A 15,465-nucleotide genomic window follows, 5' to 3' on the forward strand; every position below is an offset into this window, starting at 1 on the left:
ATTTCGTTTAAAAATTGTAACTTGACTCCAACAGAAATCTTTTATTCCTTAAGTATGATCTCTAAGAAAGTAGCAGATGTAAAAGAAGCCTTGCAAGGCATTCAAGACGGGATGACCTTTATGCTAGGCGGTTTTGGGCTTTGCGGAATTCCAGAAAATGCCATTACCGCACTTGTTGAATCCAACATTAAGAATATTACTTGTATTTCCAACAACGCCGGGGTAGATGATTTTGGGCTAGGGTTATTGCTTCATAAACATCAGATAAAAAAAATGATATCTTCTTACGTAGGTGAGAACGAAGAATTTGAACGGCAAATGCTGAGTGGCGAATTGGAAGTGGAGCTAACTCCACAGGGTACGTTAGCCGAAAAATGCCGCGCGGCACAAGCCGGATTTCCTGCCTTCTATACGCCTGCCGGTTATGGTACGGAAGTAGCAGAAGGTAAGGAAACCAGAGAATTTAACGGAAAAATGTATGTGCTTGAGGAAGCCTTTAAAGCAGATTTTGCATTCGTAAAAGCATGGAAGGGAGATGAAGCCGGGAACCTGATTTTTAAGGGTACGGCCAGAAACTTTAACCCTTGTATGTGTGGAGCTGCCAAGATTACCGTTGCCGAAGTTGAAGAACTTGTGCCGGCAGGTGAATTGGATCCCAATCAAATTCATATTCCCGGAATATTCGTGCAACGTATTTTTCATGGAAAAGACTATGAAAAGCGTATTGAACAACGAACGGTTAGGGAGCGATAACTATACCATTTGAAAATTACCTGATTTGAAGATGAGAAACGATAGGGAAAATTTAATTGTAAAATTAACTTTTGATTTAGCTCTTGAAGTCGTAGCATTTTCAGAAAAGATTAGGGCTGATAATCGGTTTGAGATGGCCTCACAGATATTTAGAAGTGGCACATCTATAGGGGCGAATATAAGGGAGGCCCAAAATGCGGAAAGCAAAAGAGATTTTGTTCATAAGTTCAAAATTTCGGCAAAAGAGGCTGATGAACTTAAATATTGGTTAGAAATATGTAGGTCTTCGGAATTTTATCCAAACCCAAGTGAAAGCTTAATGAAAAATTTAAATTCGGTGACTTTAATCGTTTCGAAAATTATATCAACAAGTAAAAAATCGTAATTGTTCAATTTTCAAATCAACACATTTTCAAATTACCATTATGTTAGATAAAAACGGAATCGCAAAGCGAATAGCAAAAGAAGTTAAAGACGGTTACTACGTAAATCTAGGAATCGGGATACCTACGTTGGTGGCCAACTTTGTGAGAGATGATATAAATGTAGAGTTTCAAAGTGAAAACGGAGTTCTAGGCATGGGGCCTTTTCCGTTTGAAGGAGAAGAGGATGCAGATATTATAAATGCCGGAAAGCAAACTATTACCACCCTTAACGGAGCATCTTTCTTTGATTCGGCTACCAGTTTTGGAATGATTCGCGGTCAACATGTAGACCTTACTATTTTAGGTGCGATGGAAGTTTCGGAAGATGGCGATATTGCCAATTGGAAGATTCCCGGAAAAATGGTGAAAGGTATGGGGGGTGCTATGGATTTGGTAGCTTCCGCCGAAAACATAATCGTAGCCATGATGCACACGAACAGAGCTGGTGAATCCAAGCTTCTAAAAAAGTGTAGTTTGCCGCTAACGGGCGTGGGCTGTGTTACTAAGATCGTTACCAATTTGGCGGTGATCGAGGTTACCAAAAAAGGATTTAAACTGTTGGAACGTGCACCTGGTGTAACTGTTGATGAAATTAAAAAAGCAACTGAGGGAACGTTAATTGTTGAAGGAGAGGTTCCTGAAATGATTTTGTAAGTAAAATCTCTTTCTTTTTTCGCTGTATTTTCTAGGCAAATACATCTTGTTTAGTCCTTTACAACAGAATATTGCTACTTCACAACAAGTTTTTTTTTAGCAAGGGCTTGGGTGCTATTTTTATGGTGTTATTAATCGAAAGTCGCATCCCAAATCCGATTTTACCAAAACTTACAACCTATGGAAGCCCAAATTAACCGAACTACAGAAGAAATTCAAGTGTACAAGAATGATTTTTTCAGCGGAATCGTAATGCTGACAAGAAAGTTATTTATGCTGTAAAAGCTTTTGAAAAAGAAATTAGAAAAAGTGGCTCACCCAAAGGCCGCTTTTTTTATACCTTGTTTTTTTGAATTGTAAAATTTGGGTTATAGTAACCTAAGGATTTCCAGGGCCCGTTCCAGCGTTTCGTTTTTCTTGGCGAAACAGAACCGTAAAACACCATCTTGCCTATTGTGATCATTAAAAGAAGAGATAGGAATACTAGCCAATTTGTAATCTACAATTAGTCGCTTCGCTAAATCCTCATCACTTTCAGTTGTAATTTCTGTATAGTCCAAAAGTTGGAAATAGGTCCCTTCTGACGGCTTAAACGTAAACCTAGAATCTTTTAATCCTTCCAGAAACAAATCCCTTTTTTCTTGATAGAAAGAAGGTAGGCTCAAATAATGTTCCTCATTTTTAAGATAAGCCGCCATGGCACGTTGTACAGGATGGTCTACACAAAACACTGCAAACTGATGTGTTTTTCTAAATTCATGCATTAATTCCTCAGGTGCGGCACAATAGCCTATTTTCCATCCGGTAACATGGAAGGTTTTGCCAAAGGAGGCGCAGACAAAACTACGTTGTGCTAAATCTTCAAAACGGGATGCACTTTGGTGTTCGTTTCCATCAAAAACAATGTGTTCATATACTTCATCACTTAAAACAATACAATTGGTCGGTCTTAAAATGTCTTGTAGCTGTAACATATCCTCCTTAGAAAAAATGCGTCCGCTGGGGTTGTGGGGTGTGTTTATGATGACCATCCGGGTTTTGTCGGAAAGCTTGTTTTTAAACTCTTGCCAATTCACTCGGTAACCATCGGCATCTAATTGCACATAAACTGGTACTCCCCCATTAAGTGTAATGGCCGGTTCGTAGCAATCGTATGCCGGTTTCAGAACAATTACTTCATCGCCGTGATTAACAAAAGCAGTGATTGCCGTAAATATAGCCTGTGTAGCACCTACCGTAACGGTAATTTCGGTTTCAGGATGGTATGATCTGTTATGTAGTGTTTCAATCTTTTGTGAGATGATTTCACGTAGGCCATAATACCCTTGCATGGCGGCGTATTGGTTATGTCCGCTTTGCATGGCATCCGTAACCAGACTTTTTAACTTATCATCTACTTCAAAATTCGGGAAGCCTTGGGAGAGGTCTACCGCATTATGTTTGCGCGCCAAATTTCCAACCGTAGTGAAAATTGTGGTTTTTGCGTTCGGAAGTTTAGATGAAAATCTCAAATTAGAGGGTGTCATTCGGTACTGTTAGGTTAAGATTTCAATTTACAACTTTATAAGGCACATACTTTTTCTTTTTTTCCAAACTTAACTACAATCCCTTATATTTATGCATCCAAAATATATGATATGCGTAATTTTCGAACTTTAGTTTTATTACTTTCTATGGTTTTTGTGTCAAATACCGTTTTTTCCCAAACACCTTCATCAAAAAAGATAAAAACGCTTATCGTTGATGGTCAAAACAACCATGGTGAGTGGCCCAAGATTACGTATATGTTGAAGACCGAAATGGAGAATACTGGGTTATTCACTGTTGAGGTGGCTCGTTCAGCATTTACATGGAAAGGCGATGAGTTTATTTCTGAGTTTCCTATTGCAAATCTTCCAAAAACGGAAGCAAAGGAGAAACCACAAATGGACCCAAATTACAATCCTGATTTTTCAAAGTATGATTTGGTCATTTGTAATTTTGGGTGGAACGCCGCTCCATGGCCGGAAGCCACTCAGAAGAAATTTGAAAAATACATCAAAAAAGGAGGCGGACTAGTGGTTTTCCATGCTGCTGATAATTCTTTTCCTGAATGGGAAGCCTACAATCAAATGATCGGTTTGGGCGGTTGGGGAGACCGTACGGAAAAAGATGGACCCTACGTATATTATAATGATGCCGGTAAACTTATACGTGATAATTCGCCCGGAAATGCCGGTGCCCACGGTCCACAAAGTGAGTACCAGATTCAAATAAGGGAAGACCATCCAATAACCAAAGGAATGCCAAAAGTGTGGTTGCATACCAAAGATGAGTTATATAACAGTTTACGTGGTCCTGCGGAAAACATGACCGTTTTGGCTACGGCTTATTCAGACCCTGAAAACAAAGGAACAGGTAGACATGAGCCTGCGCTAATGACTTTGGAGTACGGTAAAGGCCGTATATTTCATAACATCATGGGGCATGTAGATTATTCCGTGGAATGTGTAGGCTTTATGACCAGCATGCTTAGAGGAGCTGAGTGGGCAGCTACAGGTAAGGTAACGCAATCCATTCCTGAAGATTTTCCCACAGCCGATAAAACAAGCTCTAGAAAGTTCGTAAAATAATCATGGAACTTACATTAAGTATACCGGCGCTACTCTTCCCGGCCATATCATTAACCATGTTGGCGTATAACGCAAGGTATTTGGCTATTGCCGCATTGATCCGGCAACTTCATCAGAAGTATGAAGAAACGTCGTCGCCCGCTATTGCTTTGCAGGTTAAAAAATTGCGTAAACGCTTATCTATAATAAAGAATATGCAGGCAACGGCAATTTTTAGTTTCTTGTTGGCCGTTATAACAATGAGCTTAATTTATGTTGAATTGAGTTTCTGGGCCAACCTTGTTTTTGGAATCAGCCTTTTGGCCCTTATGCTTTCTTTGGTGCTCTCTTTAATAGAAGTTCAACTCTCTACAAAAGCCCTCGAAATTCAACTAGAGGATATGGAAAAATAGAAATTCACGACCGGATTTTAAAACGTTAAGAAACCGACTAACTGATTTGTAAAAGGTATAGAAGAAATTGTTCCTGCTAAAGTTAAGTCCCGTTTTTTGTTGTTCAATCTTAGATGAACGTCATACATTATAGGCTTTTTCCGATTAGAGGGATAGCTTACAAACTGCTTAGTCGGTTTTTTTTGTAGGCGTTTCTTAAATTCTGAGAGATTACTTTTTTGATGTTTCGGTGAAGCATAGTTTAAATGGGATAAACACCAACCTTATCTATCGGCTTGTATAACGCCTTTGTTGGTAGGCATGCCAATGTGAAAAAGAGCATCGCCTCTATTGACCACCGCCTGGTGATTGATGCAAAATACCAAACCATCAAAAGGGGCTTTTACTATTTTGCTCCGTTTGGCATAGGGTCCGGATACGATACCCAATACCTGCCCTTTTTTGATTTTACTGCCGTTTTCTATTTTTGGAACGAACATTCCTGCGGTAGGAGCCCGTAACCACTTTCTGCTGCCCAAATGAACCGTATTGTTCCGTTCAATATATTTGGGTTCAATGGTTGCTATCATATCAAAGTGCTTCATTACGTTCAGGACGCCTTGCATCCCTTCAATTATAGCGTGATTGTCAAACCGCATACTTTCTCCTGCTTCAAAGACCACTGTAGGTATTTTCATTTGAAAGGCCGCATTCCTAAACGAGCCCTTTATCAGCTTGGATGAAAAGGAAATGGGAGCATTAAATACCTTGGCCAGTTCTTCGCTTTGCTCATCTTTTTCGGTATACCTTATTTGCGGAAAATTGTGCCGTTGTCCTCCTCCTGTATGCAAGTCTATCCCATAATCTACTTGAGATAGAATTGCTGAGGTATAGTGATATGCAATTCGGCCGGCCATGGAGCCAATTTTAGAACCGGGAAAACTTCGGTTTACGTCTTTTCCATCAGGAACATCTCTGGAATAATGGATAAATCCAAAAATGTTTAGGATAGGCACTGCAATTACGGCACCACTGGTAATATTGAATCGTTTTTCGGTCAGCATTCGCCGTACAATTTCAATACCGTTTATCTCATCGCCATGAAGGCCAGCTTGTACCAAGAGTGTAGGGCCCGGTTTTTTTGAGTTAAATACATACACCGGTATGTCAATTAAAGTCCCGGTAGGTAACCTATCAATACTAATATTTAATAATTTGGATTCTCCAGGTTTAACGCTTTCGCCTTCTATAGTTATGGTTTTGTTGTTTTCCATTTGGTATTGTGATGTTCTTTTTTTTCTTGAAGTATAAGAGGTTATCGTCTTCTCTTAAGGCAATTTTGTTCTACAAACTGTACAATTTCTTTGGCAACGTTTACTCCGGTTGCTGCTTCAATACCCTGCAATCCGGGTGAAGCATTTACCTCTAAAAGTAACGGACCTTTTTTTGAACGTATCAAATCTACGCCCGATACGCCTAAACCAATATATTTAGTGGCATTTATTGCTATTGCTTCTTCTTTGGGGGAGAGTTTTACGGCTTGGCTGCTGCCACCACGGTGTAAATTGGAGCGAAACTCATCTTTTCCGCTGGTACGTTTCATACTGGCCACAACCTTGTTGCCAACTACAAAAACCCGAATATCCTCGCCTTTACTTTCCTCAATGAACTCCTGCATAAAAATGCCGGTTCCCATTTTGTAAAAAGTGTCTATAATGGATTTTGCCGATTTTTTGGTTTCCGCTAAAATAACCCCAAGGCCATGTGTACCTTCTTCTAGTTTAATGATAAGGGGTGCGCCACCAAGAAGTTCAATTTGTTGTTCAATATTATCCGGGTCTATGGAAAGCAGGGTTTCTGGTACGGGAATTCCTTTATTGGACAGTAAAAGTAATGCTTTGGCCTTGTTTCTTGCTTTATAAATACCTGTAGAGTGCGCGGTACTGAACACTTTGTTCATTTCAAATTGCTTAACAACGGCTACACCATGGTTGGTGACTTTAGAGCCTATACGGGGTATAATAGCGTCAAAAGCGTCTATAATGTTTTCTTGACGAAAAAGTACTTGAGGTTGGGCGGCACTAATTTTTACGGAACATTGGGTATGGTCTACCCATTCTATGTAGTGCCCTAATTTTTTGGCTTCGTCTGCTATTCTTCGAGTTGAGTAGACATTCATACTAACTGAAAGGAGGCCAATATCCATATTAAAATATAAGTCTGTGGTAATTTAAGACCTTAATATCGTTCAAAAAATGGATATGCGGAAACTGGAAGTTAAAAATTGAAGAATAAAGTATTCTATTTTAAAATCTAATAGAAGTTGAAAAATCTGGAGAAAGGCGTGGAGGCCTTGCTTAAAACGTTTCTAAATACTTTACTAAAGAGACTCAAAGTTTGTTAAAGCCAAGCTTATGCCCTAATTTTGTCTACAGTCTTTAAACTAACTCCAACTTATTATAAAATGAGCGGATTGATAAAATCTTCGATAGCCCGAAAAGTGGTCATGGCCCTGTCGGGTCTTTTTTTGGTCTTTTTTCTTTTGCAACACTTTGTCATTAACATTACTTCGGTAATTGCGCCCGATACTTTTAACGAGTGGTCGCATTTTATGGGTTACAACGGTTTAGTGCAGTACATCTTGCAGCCCGTACTTATAGCCGGTGTAGTAGTTCACTTTGTTATGGGTATTGCACTTGAATTAAAGAATAACAAGGCAAGAGCCGTAAAGTACAAGAAGTACAACGGTGGAGCCAATTCTTCCTGGATGTCCAGAAACATGATCGTAACCGGTTTGGTTGTCCTTGCTTTTCTTGGATTACACTTGTACGATTTTTGGGTGCACGAAATGGCATACAAGTACATTGAGGTAAACCCTGAAGACCCAACACGTTATTATGCGGAAACCGTAGAAAAGTTTGAGCCGTTCTTGAGAACTATTCTTTACGTAATTTCATTTGTGCTTTTATCATTGCACTTATGGCACGGTTTTGCTTCGTCTTTTCAGTCGGTAGGGGTGAACAACAAGTACTCTGCAGGCATTCAGACTTTCACTAAAATATACTCGATAGTAATTCCATTAGGATTTATTTTTATCGCTCTTTACCATCATTTTAACCCAATAACACATTAATTATGGGCATATTGGATTCAAAAGTTCCAAAAGGGCCATTGGCCGCTAAATGGACCCAACATAAAAACGATATTAACCTGGTTAACCCTGCCAACAAACGTAATATTGATATTATAGTTGTGGGAACTGGGCTTGCAGGTGGTTCTGCCGCTGCTACTTTAGCAGAGTTAGGCTATAACGTAAAAACATTTTGCTACCAAGATTCGCCTCGTAGAGCGCACTCTATTGCCGCTCAGGGTGGTATTAACGCAGCAAAAAACTATCAAGGTGATGGCGATAGTGCCTACCGTCTTTTTTATGATACTATAAAAGGGGGCGATTACCGTTCTCGTGAGGCCAACGTTTATCGTTTGGCAGAAGAATCGGCCAATATTATTGACCAATGTGTTGCGCAAGGGGTTCCTTTTGCAAGAGAATATGGTGGATTGTTGGACAACCGTTCTTTTGGTGGTGTTCTGGTGTCGCGTACGTTTTATGCAAAAGGACAAACAGGGCAGCAGCTTTTATTAGGTGCCTATGCGGCCATGAACAGACAAATCAATAGAGGTAAAATACAATCTTTCAACCGTCATGAAATGATGGATTTGGTACTTGTTGATGGAAAAGCAAGAGGTATCATTGCCCGTAACTTGGTTACCGGTGAAATTGAGCGTCATTCGGCCCACGCCGTGGTTTTGGCTACCGGAGGTTACGGAAACGTATTCTTCCTATCTACCAACGCTATGGGAAGTAACGTAATGGCCGCTTGGAGAGCACACCGTAAAGGAGCGTTCTTTGCAAATCCATGTTTTACCCAGATTCACCCTACTTGTATTCCGGTTTCAGGTGACCATCAATCTAAATTAACGTTAATGTCCGAGTCGCTCCGTAATGACGGTCGTATTTGGGTGCCAAAACGTATTGATGATGCAGTTGCGATCAGAGAAGGGAAATTAAAACCTATTCAGCTTAAAGAAGAAGATCGTGATTACTACTTAGAGCGAAGATATCCTGCTTTTGGAAACTTGGTGCCTCGTGACGTGGCTTCACGTGCGGCCAAAGAACGTTGTGATGCCGGTTTTGGAGTGAATAAGACGGGAGAGGCCGTTTATTTGGATTTTGCTTCGGCAATTCAACGTTACGGTAAAGAGGAAGCGCTTACACACGGTATTAAAAATGCCGATGACAAGGAAATTACACGCTTGGGTAAAAAAGTAATAGAGGCTAAATACGGAAACCTTTTTCAGATGTACGAGAAAATCGTAGATGAGAATCCGTATGAAACCCCAATGATGATTTACCCAGCGGTTCACTATACCATGGGCGGTCTTTGGGTTGATTATAACTTACAGACCACTATAGAAGGATGTTATTGTGCGGGTGAAGCTAATTTTAGCGATCACGGAGCCAACCGTTTAGGGGCTTCTGCATTAATGCAAGGTCTTGCAGATGGCTATTTTGTATTGCCTTATACAATTGGAGATTACCTATCCAAAGATATTAGAACGGGTGCCATCCCAACGGATTCTGCGGAGTTTGATGCTGCAGAAACTGCGGTTAAAGAAAGGTTGAACAAATTAATGTCCGGTAGCGGACAGCACTCTGTAGATTATTACCATAAGAAATTAGGTAAGATCATGTGGGATAAGTGTGGTATGGCCAGAAACGCCAAAGATTTACAAATAGCCATTGATGAAATTTCTGCACTACGTGCCGATTTCTGGGCAAATGTAAAAATACCAGGAAAAGCAGAGGGCATGAACCAAGAGCTTGAAAAAGCGGGTCGTGTTGCAGATTTCTTGGAACTTGGCGAATTGTTCGCTAAAGATGCCCTTACCAGAAACGAATCTTGTGGAGGTCACTTTAGGGAGGAATACCAAACTGCAGAAGGTGAAGCGCTACGTGACGATGAGAACTTTAAATTTGTTTCCGCTTGGGAATACAAAGGAGAACCTAAAGATGCCGTGTTGCATAAAGAGGAGTTGGTGTACGAGAATATTGAATTGAAGACAAGAAGTTATAAATAAATAGCTATGAAGCTTAACTTAAAAATATGGCGTCAAAAAGATGCTAAGTCCAAAGGCGAACTTGTAGACTATCCTATTAAAGGTATAGAAGGCGATATGTCTTTTCTTGAAATGTTGGATGTTCTTAATGAAGAACTGATCAACAAAGGAGACGAGCCGGTACAATTTGACCATGACTGTCGTGAAGGAATTTGTGGTGCTTGTTCATTGCAAATAAATGGTGAGCCTCATGGTCCAGACCGTTTGGTAACTACATGTCAGTTGCATATGCGTAAGTTTAAAGATGGCGATACTATTGTTATTGAGCCATTTCGTGCAACGGCCTTTCCGGTTATCAATGATTTGGTTGTAGATAGAAGTTCTTTTGATAGAATTCAACAGGCTGGTGGATATATCTCCGTAAATACTTCGGGTAATACGGTAGATGCCAATGCAATTCCTATTAACAAGCATGCGGCAGATGAAGCAATGGATGCAGCAACCTGCATTGGTTGTGGAGCATGTGTAGCAGCTTGTAAAAATGCCAGCGCCATGTTATTTACATCGGCAAAGGTATCGCAATTTGCTTTGTTGCCCCAGGGGCAAGTAGAAGCCGTTGATCGTGTTCAAAATATGGTACGCCAAATGGATTTGGAAGGTTTTGGTAACTGTACCAACACCGGAGCGTGTGAAGTGGAATGTCCTAAAGGAATTTCATTAGAGAACATTGCCCGTATGAACCGTGAATATTTAAGCGCTACTACAAAAGGATAACCTTTATACGAGTGTTAAACGCACTTTATAATATTTAAAATCTCAAGCACCTATTTTAGGAGTTTGGGATTTTTTGTTATTTTAAACTATGCCCAAAGACTATCCTAAAGAGCGAATTAAAGTTCCCCGTTTTAACGAGGAATCGGGTTTCTATACTACGCCCAAGCGCTCTAAGATTATGAGTAAGATCAGGGGCAAGAACACAAAACCGGAACTGGCATTTAGAAAGGCGCTTTATGCGGCCGGGTACCGCTATCGCATAGACTACAAAAAGTTGATCGGTAAACCGGATATCGTCCTAAAAAAATATAAAACCGTCATTTTTATAGATGGTGAATATTGGCATGGCCACAACTGGGAGGAAAGAAAACCAAAGGTAAAGACCAATAGAGAATTTTGGATTGCTAAAATAGAACGGAACATTCAGCGGGATGAGGAAGTCAATGAAGAGCTAGAGCGCTTAGGTTATAAGGTGTTTCGATTTTGGGAAACCGAAATTAAAAAGGAACTTGATCGATGTTTAACTGAAGTAATCCATCATTTGCAATCTTATCAATAGAGCAAGTATCCATTTGTTTTCCGTCAATGCAAACTGCTATTAACCGGTATCTTGCAGTATAATAAATTAATAATCATTAAAAAATTATACATATGAAGAGGATAGCAATTTTAGCTACAAATGGATTTGAAGAAAGCGAATTAAAATCACCAAAAGAAGCCATGGAAAAAGAAGGCTTTCAGGTAGATATCGTGAGTCTGCAATCAGGGGAAATCAAAGGATGGGCCAATGGCAATTGGTCTAACTCATACAAAGTGGATAAAACCATAGACCAAGTAACTGCAGAAGACTATAACGCACTAATGTTGCCTGGCGGTGTTATTAATCCTGATAAGCTGAGAAGAGAAGAGAAAGTATTAACTTTCGTAAGAGACTTCTTTAAGCAAGAGAAGCCCGTAGCAGCCATATGTCATGCAGCTTGGACACTAATTAGTGCAGACGTGGTAGAAGGCCGTAAAATGACTAGTTTTAATTCTATTAAGGACGATTTAGTAAATGCTGGAGCCAACTGGGTAGATGAGGAAGTTGTAGTAGACCAAGGATTTGTAACCAGTAGAAATCCTGATGATTTACCAGCCTTTAATTCAAAACTGGTAGAAGAAATCAAAGAAGGTAAACACGAAGAACAGCACGCATAGGAATAAAGCGTAGCTAACCGTGATTAAATTATGGTCCCTGCAGTTCGCAGGGGCTTTTTTTATTTCGGACTTTGGGAAATATAATTAGCGCTTTATAGCATTTCATCGGTGAAATGAGCCGCTTGTATTTTTCACAACAGGCTGGGATGAGTTCACAACAATAATTTAGGCGAATGAGAAATCGTCCGTAAGTTTACAGTGTAATTAAGTGATAGTAATGACCCCAAATCTACTCTTGAACTTAACCGAAACAAGTAACGAATCCCAAGTCCGCTACTTAACCTACAGAAGCTTATAGAAAATACCGGTCCCCACCGGAAAGTTTAAAAACCTACTTAAAAAGAAAAGCCCCGATAAGGGGCTTTCTTTTTTTTCCCTGTGTTCTGGGTCAATCAATAGTAAACGTTACTTCTGAAGGTTTTCCGCTACCTTTTAATTGAACCGTATATTTCCCTTTGGGCAAATAGGTTTTTCCGTCCTTTGCAGTCTTTAAATTTGTTTTGCTCTTTTTTTCAAAAGCTGCTTTTCCGGCATCTGTAAAGGCTAGATCATACGAAAGTATATTAAGGCCCTTATCCGCTTTTAGTTCCGCCTTACTCACAATTACACCTTGGTCAGAGGTAATAACAGCTTCAAATGAATTGGCTTCAGCACTATAAAAAGTAATATCAAGGCCCGGTGTGCTTGCTTTTGCCCAAGTGCTTGGCGGGTTGCCCCAATTTTTAGAGTGTTTGATATTCTCCAAACCAAAAACCACCAACTCCTTTTTAAGTAGTTCAGGAGTCATTTTTTGAAGAACCGAAATATCTGCTTTGTAAATACTTCGCCCGTGTGTACCAACTAAAAGATGCTTGGCTTCCGGTTGAATTACCAAATCATGAATGGCCACATTGGGCATTCCGTTTTGAAAAAGCTCCCAAGAACTCCCTTGATCAAAAGATACGTACAGACCATTATCGGTTCCAACAAAAAGAAGGTTTTCGTTTTCAGGGTCTTCAACAATTACGTTCACTGCAGCCGTAGGAATACCAGTTGCAATGGTTTTCCAAGTTTTTCCATAGTCGTCGCTTTTAAAAATATAAGGTGTAAAATCATCCCACCTGTAACCGTTTAAACAGAGATATACACGCTCTTTTTTATGCTTGGAAGCTACAATACGGCTCACCCAAAGCTTGGCATCCGTTTGAACTTGATCTATGTTTTTTGAAATATTCTCCCAGTTGCTTCCTCCATCCTTTGAAACATGAACGAGTCCGTCATCACTTCCCGCGTACAAAAGGCCAAAGGAGAAAGGCGATTCCGATAAGGTAGTGAGTGTTCCGTAGGCCACATTGCCCCGCTTTCCATCGTGGGTAAGGTCTGGTGATATCGTTTCCCAATCATCTCCTTGATTCATGGAACGATGAAGTTTGTTGCTGCCCAAGTAAAGAATATCTTGGTTGTGTGGTGAAAGCAAAATTGGGGTTTGCCAATTAAACCGGTACGGAGCCTCGCCCAATTCATGCTTTGGTTGAATATAGTATCGTTTTCCGCTGTTCTTATCAATCCTGTAATAATTACCAAATTGATATCCGGTGTAGACGGTGTTATGGTTGCGGTTATCTATTTCTATTTGCATACCGTCGCCTCCCATTAGGGATTTCCACGGGTAATCTCCCGTTTGGTGCCATTTTTTGTTTTCCTCTGCATTATGGGCACCTTCCCATACCCCATTGTCCTGTAGACCGCCATATACATGATAGGGCTCTTGATTATCTACATTTATCGCATAGAATTGGCCTACTGTGGGCGAGTTGTTCTTGATCCAGTTTCCCCCATCATCATAAGAAATATTAACACCACCGTCATTGCCATTTATTAGATGGCCCGGCATATATGGATTGACCCATAGTGCATGGTGATCGGCATGTACGTTATCACCGTTTATAGAAGTGTAGGTTTTGCCTCCATCTGCGGATTTTATTATGGGTACTCCTCCCAAATATATTTTGTTTACATCGTTGGGGTCTACCCGTATTTCACCAAAATAATATCCGTAACTGTACAATAGACCATCAATATAATCTTTGTTTTGTTTTTGCCATGATTTTCCTCCATCATTACTCTGGTATACCTCTGCACCGATTACGGGAGTGTCAAAAAGGGCGGAATTTGCATTTTCCAGGTATTTAGTAATGTCTGCCGGTTTAGCTACACCACTGCGAATCATTTGTTTCACATTTTCGGCACGGTATTTTTCCTGAAAATTATTCGTTTTTAGAAAGGCGTTCAGTTTCTTGTCATCAAGTTTTAGAAAATCGATTTCAGACATCGACTTAAAATCTTCTTTTGACAGTTCATTGGATTTTTTTTCGGGCTTTTCAGTTTTCTCCCGATGTTCCTGATTGTCTAGAAAAGCATACACCGTGTTTTCATCAAATACGGCCAACCCAATACGGCCAACCCCATAACCGGTAGGAAAACCGCTTCCGTCATTTGAGATTTTTGTCCATGAACTTCCGCCATCGTTACTTTTGTAAATGCCCGAATCGTTTCCGCTGCCAAGAAAATCCCATGCTTTTCTATCTTTTTCCCATGCGGAGGCGTAAAGGATATTAAAGTTGCCCGGTACCTGAGCAATATCTATTATCCCGGCCGTGTCACTTATGAACAATGTTTTTTTCCATGTTTTGCCACCGTCTGTAGTTTTGTAGACACCTCTTTCGGTATTTGGTGAATATAAGTGGCCTGTAACACCTATAACTACCTCATTTGGGTTGTTCTCATTTATAAGAATGCGTCCAATGTGGTGGGAGTTTTTTAACCCAACATTCTGCCATGTTTTTCCCTGATCGATTGATTTTAGAATTCCCACTCCCGAGTAAGAGGATCTAGAGGCGTTGTTTTCGCCAGTTCCCACCCAAATTATGCCCGTTTTCCAGTGAACGGCAATATCGCCAATATTCTGGGTTTCCGAGGAATCCATTATAGGAGAAAAAGAAGTTCCGTTATTGTTGGTGTACCATAACCCGCCACTGGCATACGCTACATAAAACTCTATGGGATTTTCAGGATTCACATCTAGATCAACAACCCTGCCGCTCATAACAGACGGACCAATATTTTTTAAAAGGATGTTCTTTACCAAAGAAGTGGTACCCATTTGTTTCTTAAGCTGAAGCCCTTGCTGAACAGCTTCGTATAAACTAGGCATATTTTGTGCGTTGCCGGTAAGCCAAAAAAGCAGGAGGAAGGATAGGCCAAAAAGTCTCATGATAATCAGTTTTCTACGTAACGGAAAGTTACTAAAACTGAGTTATAATTTACGCTTAACCCTAAGAAATACAGATAAAACTTACAAGTAAACCGTCATATACTAACAGTTAACGAGGAAACAGTTAAAATTTACAATTTCTGTTGTGTCCTAACTTAAATTTTTGTTAATTTATTCAAGAGGATGAAGCTAAAAACCAGTTTAATCGTCCTTTTTCAGTAAAATATTTGACCTGTTCACCACAGGTTTTAGAACAAGTAACATAACCAACTTTAATTAGGGACCCCAAAGGTTTTAACAAACCTTTG

The 15,465-nt window shown here is 40.0% G+C and carries 14 protein-coding genes; 10 read left to right on the forward strand and 4 right to left on the reverse strand.

Features of this window, described 5'->3' with window-relative positions:
• Positions 1-54: 54 nt before the first annotated feature.
• Genes Q4597_RS03555 through Q4597_RS03565 form a run of 3 tightly spaced genes read left to right on the forward strand, consistent with a single transcriptional unit; the run spans position 55 to position 1,832 of the window.
• On the forward strand, positions 55-753 hold the full coding sequence (locus Q4597_RS03555; RefSeq protein WP_303404749.1) for a CoA transferase subunit A: 699 nt from the start codon (positions 55-57) through the stop codon (positions 751-753).
• Between the two features lie 31 nt (positions 754-784).
• Entirely contained in the window at positions 785-1,138 is a 354-nt protein-coding gene (locus tag Q4597_RS03560) for a four helix bundle protein (protein ID WP_038236936.1), read from the forward strand.
• 40 nt (positions 1,139-1,178) lie between these two features.
• Positions 1,179-1,832, forward strand: a complete 654-nt coding sequence (locus tag Q4597_RS03565; RefSeq protein ID WP_215436538.1) for a CoA transferase subunit B — start codon at positions 1,179-1,181, stop codon at positions 1,830-1,832.
• Between the two features lie 368 nt (positions 1,833-2,200).
• On the opposite strand, the gene Q4597_RS03570 is transcribed toward Q4597_RS03565, so the two are convergent.
• Positions 2,201-3,358, reverse strand: coding sequence for a methionine aminotransferase (locus Q4597_RS03570; RefSeq protein ID WP_303404750.1), 1,158 nt, complete (start codon positions 3,356-3,358; stop codon positions 2,201-2,203).
• Positions 3,359-3,469: 111 nt separating this feature from the next.
• Between Q4597_RS03570 and Q4597_RS03575 the strand changes: the two genes are divergently transcribed.
• Together Q4597_RS03575 and Q4597_RS03580 are read left to right on the forward strand one after the other, a co-directional pair.
• Positions 3,470-4,444, forward strand: a complete 975-nt coding sequence (locus tag Q4597_RS03575) for a ThuA domain-containing protein (RefSeq protein WP_303404751.1) — start codon at positions 3,470-3,472, stop codon at positions 4,442-4,444.
• 2 nt (positions 4,445-4,446) lie between these two features.
• Positions 4,447-4,836, forward strand: coding sequence for a DUF2721 domain-containing protein (locus tag Q4597_RS03580; protein ID WP_303404752.1), 390 nt, complete (start codon positions 4,447-4,449; stop codon positions 4,834-4,836).
• Positions 4,837-5,099: 263 nt separating this feature from the next.
• Here the strand turns inward: Q4597_RS03580 and Q4597_RS03585 are convergent, their stop codons facing one another.
• Positions 5,100-6,089 carry a succinylglutamate desuccinylase/aspartoacylase family protein gene (locus Q4597_RS03585; protein WP_215436532.1) on the reverse strand — a complete coding sequence of 330 codons (990 nt, stop codon included), beginning with the start codon at positions 6,087-6,089 and terminating at the stop codon, positions 5,100-5,102.
• 41 nt (positions 6,090-6,130) lie between these two features.
• The gene (locus Q4597_RS03590) at positions 6,131-7,021 is read right to left on the reverse strand and encodes a RimK family alpha-L-glutamate ligase (RefSeq protein ID WP_289060136.1); all 891 of its coding nucleotides are present in this window, start codon (positions 7,019-7,021) and stop codon (positions 6,131-6,133) included.
• Between the two features lie 258 nt (positions 7,022-7,279).
• Here Q4597_RS03590 and Q4597_RS03595 point away from each other — a divergent pair, with 258 nt between their 5' ends.
• From Q4597_RS03595 to Q4597_RS03615, 5 genes are all read left to right on the forward strand, one after another.
• The gene (locus tag Q4597_RS03595) at positions 7,280-7,948 is read left to right on the forward strand and encodes a succinate dehydrogenase cytochrome b subunit (RefSeq protein WP_289037946.1); all 669 of its coding nucleotides are present in this window, start codon (positions 7,280-7,282) and stop codon (positions 7,946-7,948) included.
• 2 nt (positions 7,949-7,950) lie between these two features.
• On the forward strand, positions 7,951-9,954 hold the full coding sequence (locus Q4597_RS03600; protein WP_303404753.1) for a fumarate reductase/succinate dehydrogenase flavoprotein subunit: 2,004 nt from the start codon (positions 7,951-7,953) through the stop codon (positions 9,952-9,954).
• A gap of 6 nt (positions 9,955-9,960) precedes the next feature.
• On the forward strand, positions 9,961-10,707 hold the full coding sequence (locus Q4597_RS03605) for a succinate dehydrogenase/fumarate reductase iron-sulfur subunit (RefSeq protein WP_215436524.1): 747 nt from the start codon (positions 9,961-9,963) through the stop codon (positions 10,705-10,707).
• Positions 10,708-10,795: 88 nt separating this feature from the next.
• Positions 10,796-11,266, forward strand: a complete 471-nt coding sequence (locus tag Q4597_RS03610) for a very short patch repair endonuclease (protein WP_215913359.1) — start codon at positions 10,796-10,798, stop codon at positions 11,264-11,266.
• 92 nt (positions 11,267-11,358) lie between these two features.
• Complete coding sequence (locus Q4597_RS03615) at positions 11,359-11,904, forward strand: type 1 glutamine amidotransferase domain-containing protein (RefSeq protein WP_303404754.1); 546 nt, start codon at positions 11,359-11,361, stop codon at positions 11,902-11,904.
• Between the two features lie 388 nt (positions 11,905-12,292).
• On the opposite strand, the gene Q4597_RS03620 is transcribed toward Q4597_RS03615, so the two are convergent.
• The gene (locus Q4597_RS03620) at positions 12,293-15,157 is read right to left on the reverse strand and encodes an exo-alpha-sialidase (protein ID WP_303404755.1); all 2,865 of its coding nucleotides are present in this window, start codon (positions 15,155-15,157) and stop codon (positions 12,293-12,295) included.
• Between the last annotated feature and the right edge of the window lie 308 nt (positions 15,158-15,465).

It is taken from the genome of Zobellia sp. 1_MG-2023 (assembly GCF_030549125.1).
Classification (GTDB): domain Bacteria; phylum Bacteroidota; class Bacteroidia; order Flavobacteriales; family Flavobacteriaceae; genus Zobellia; species Zobellia russellii.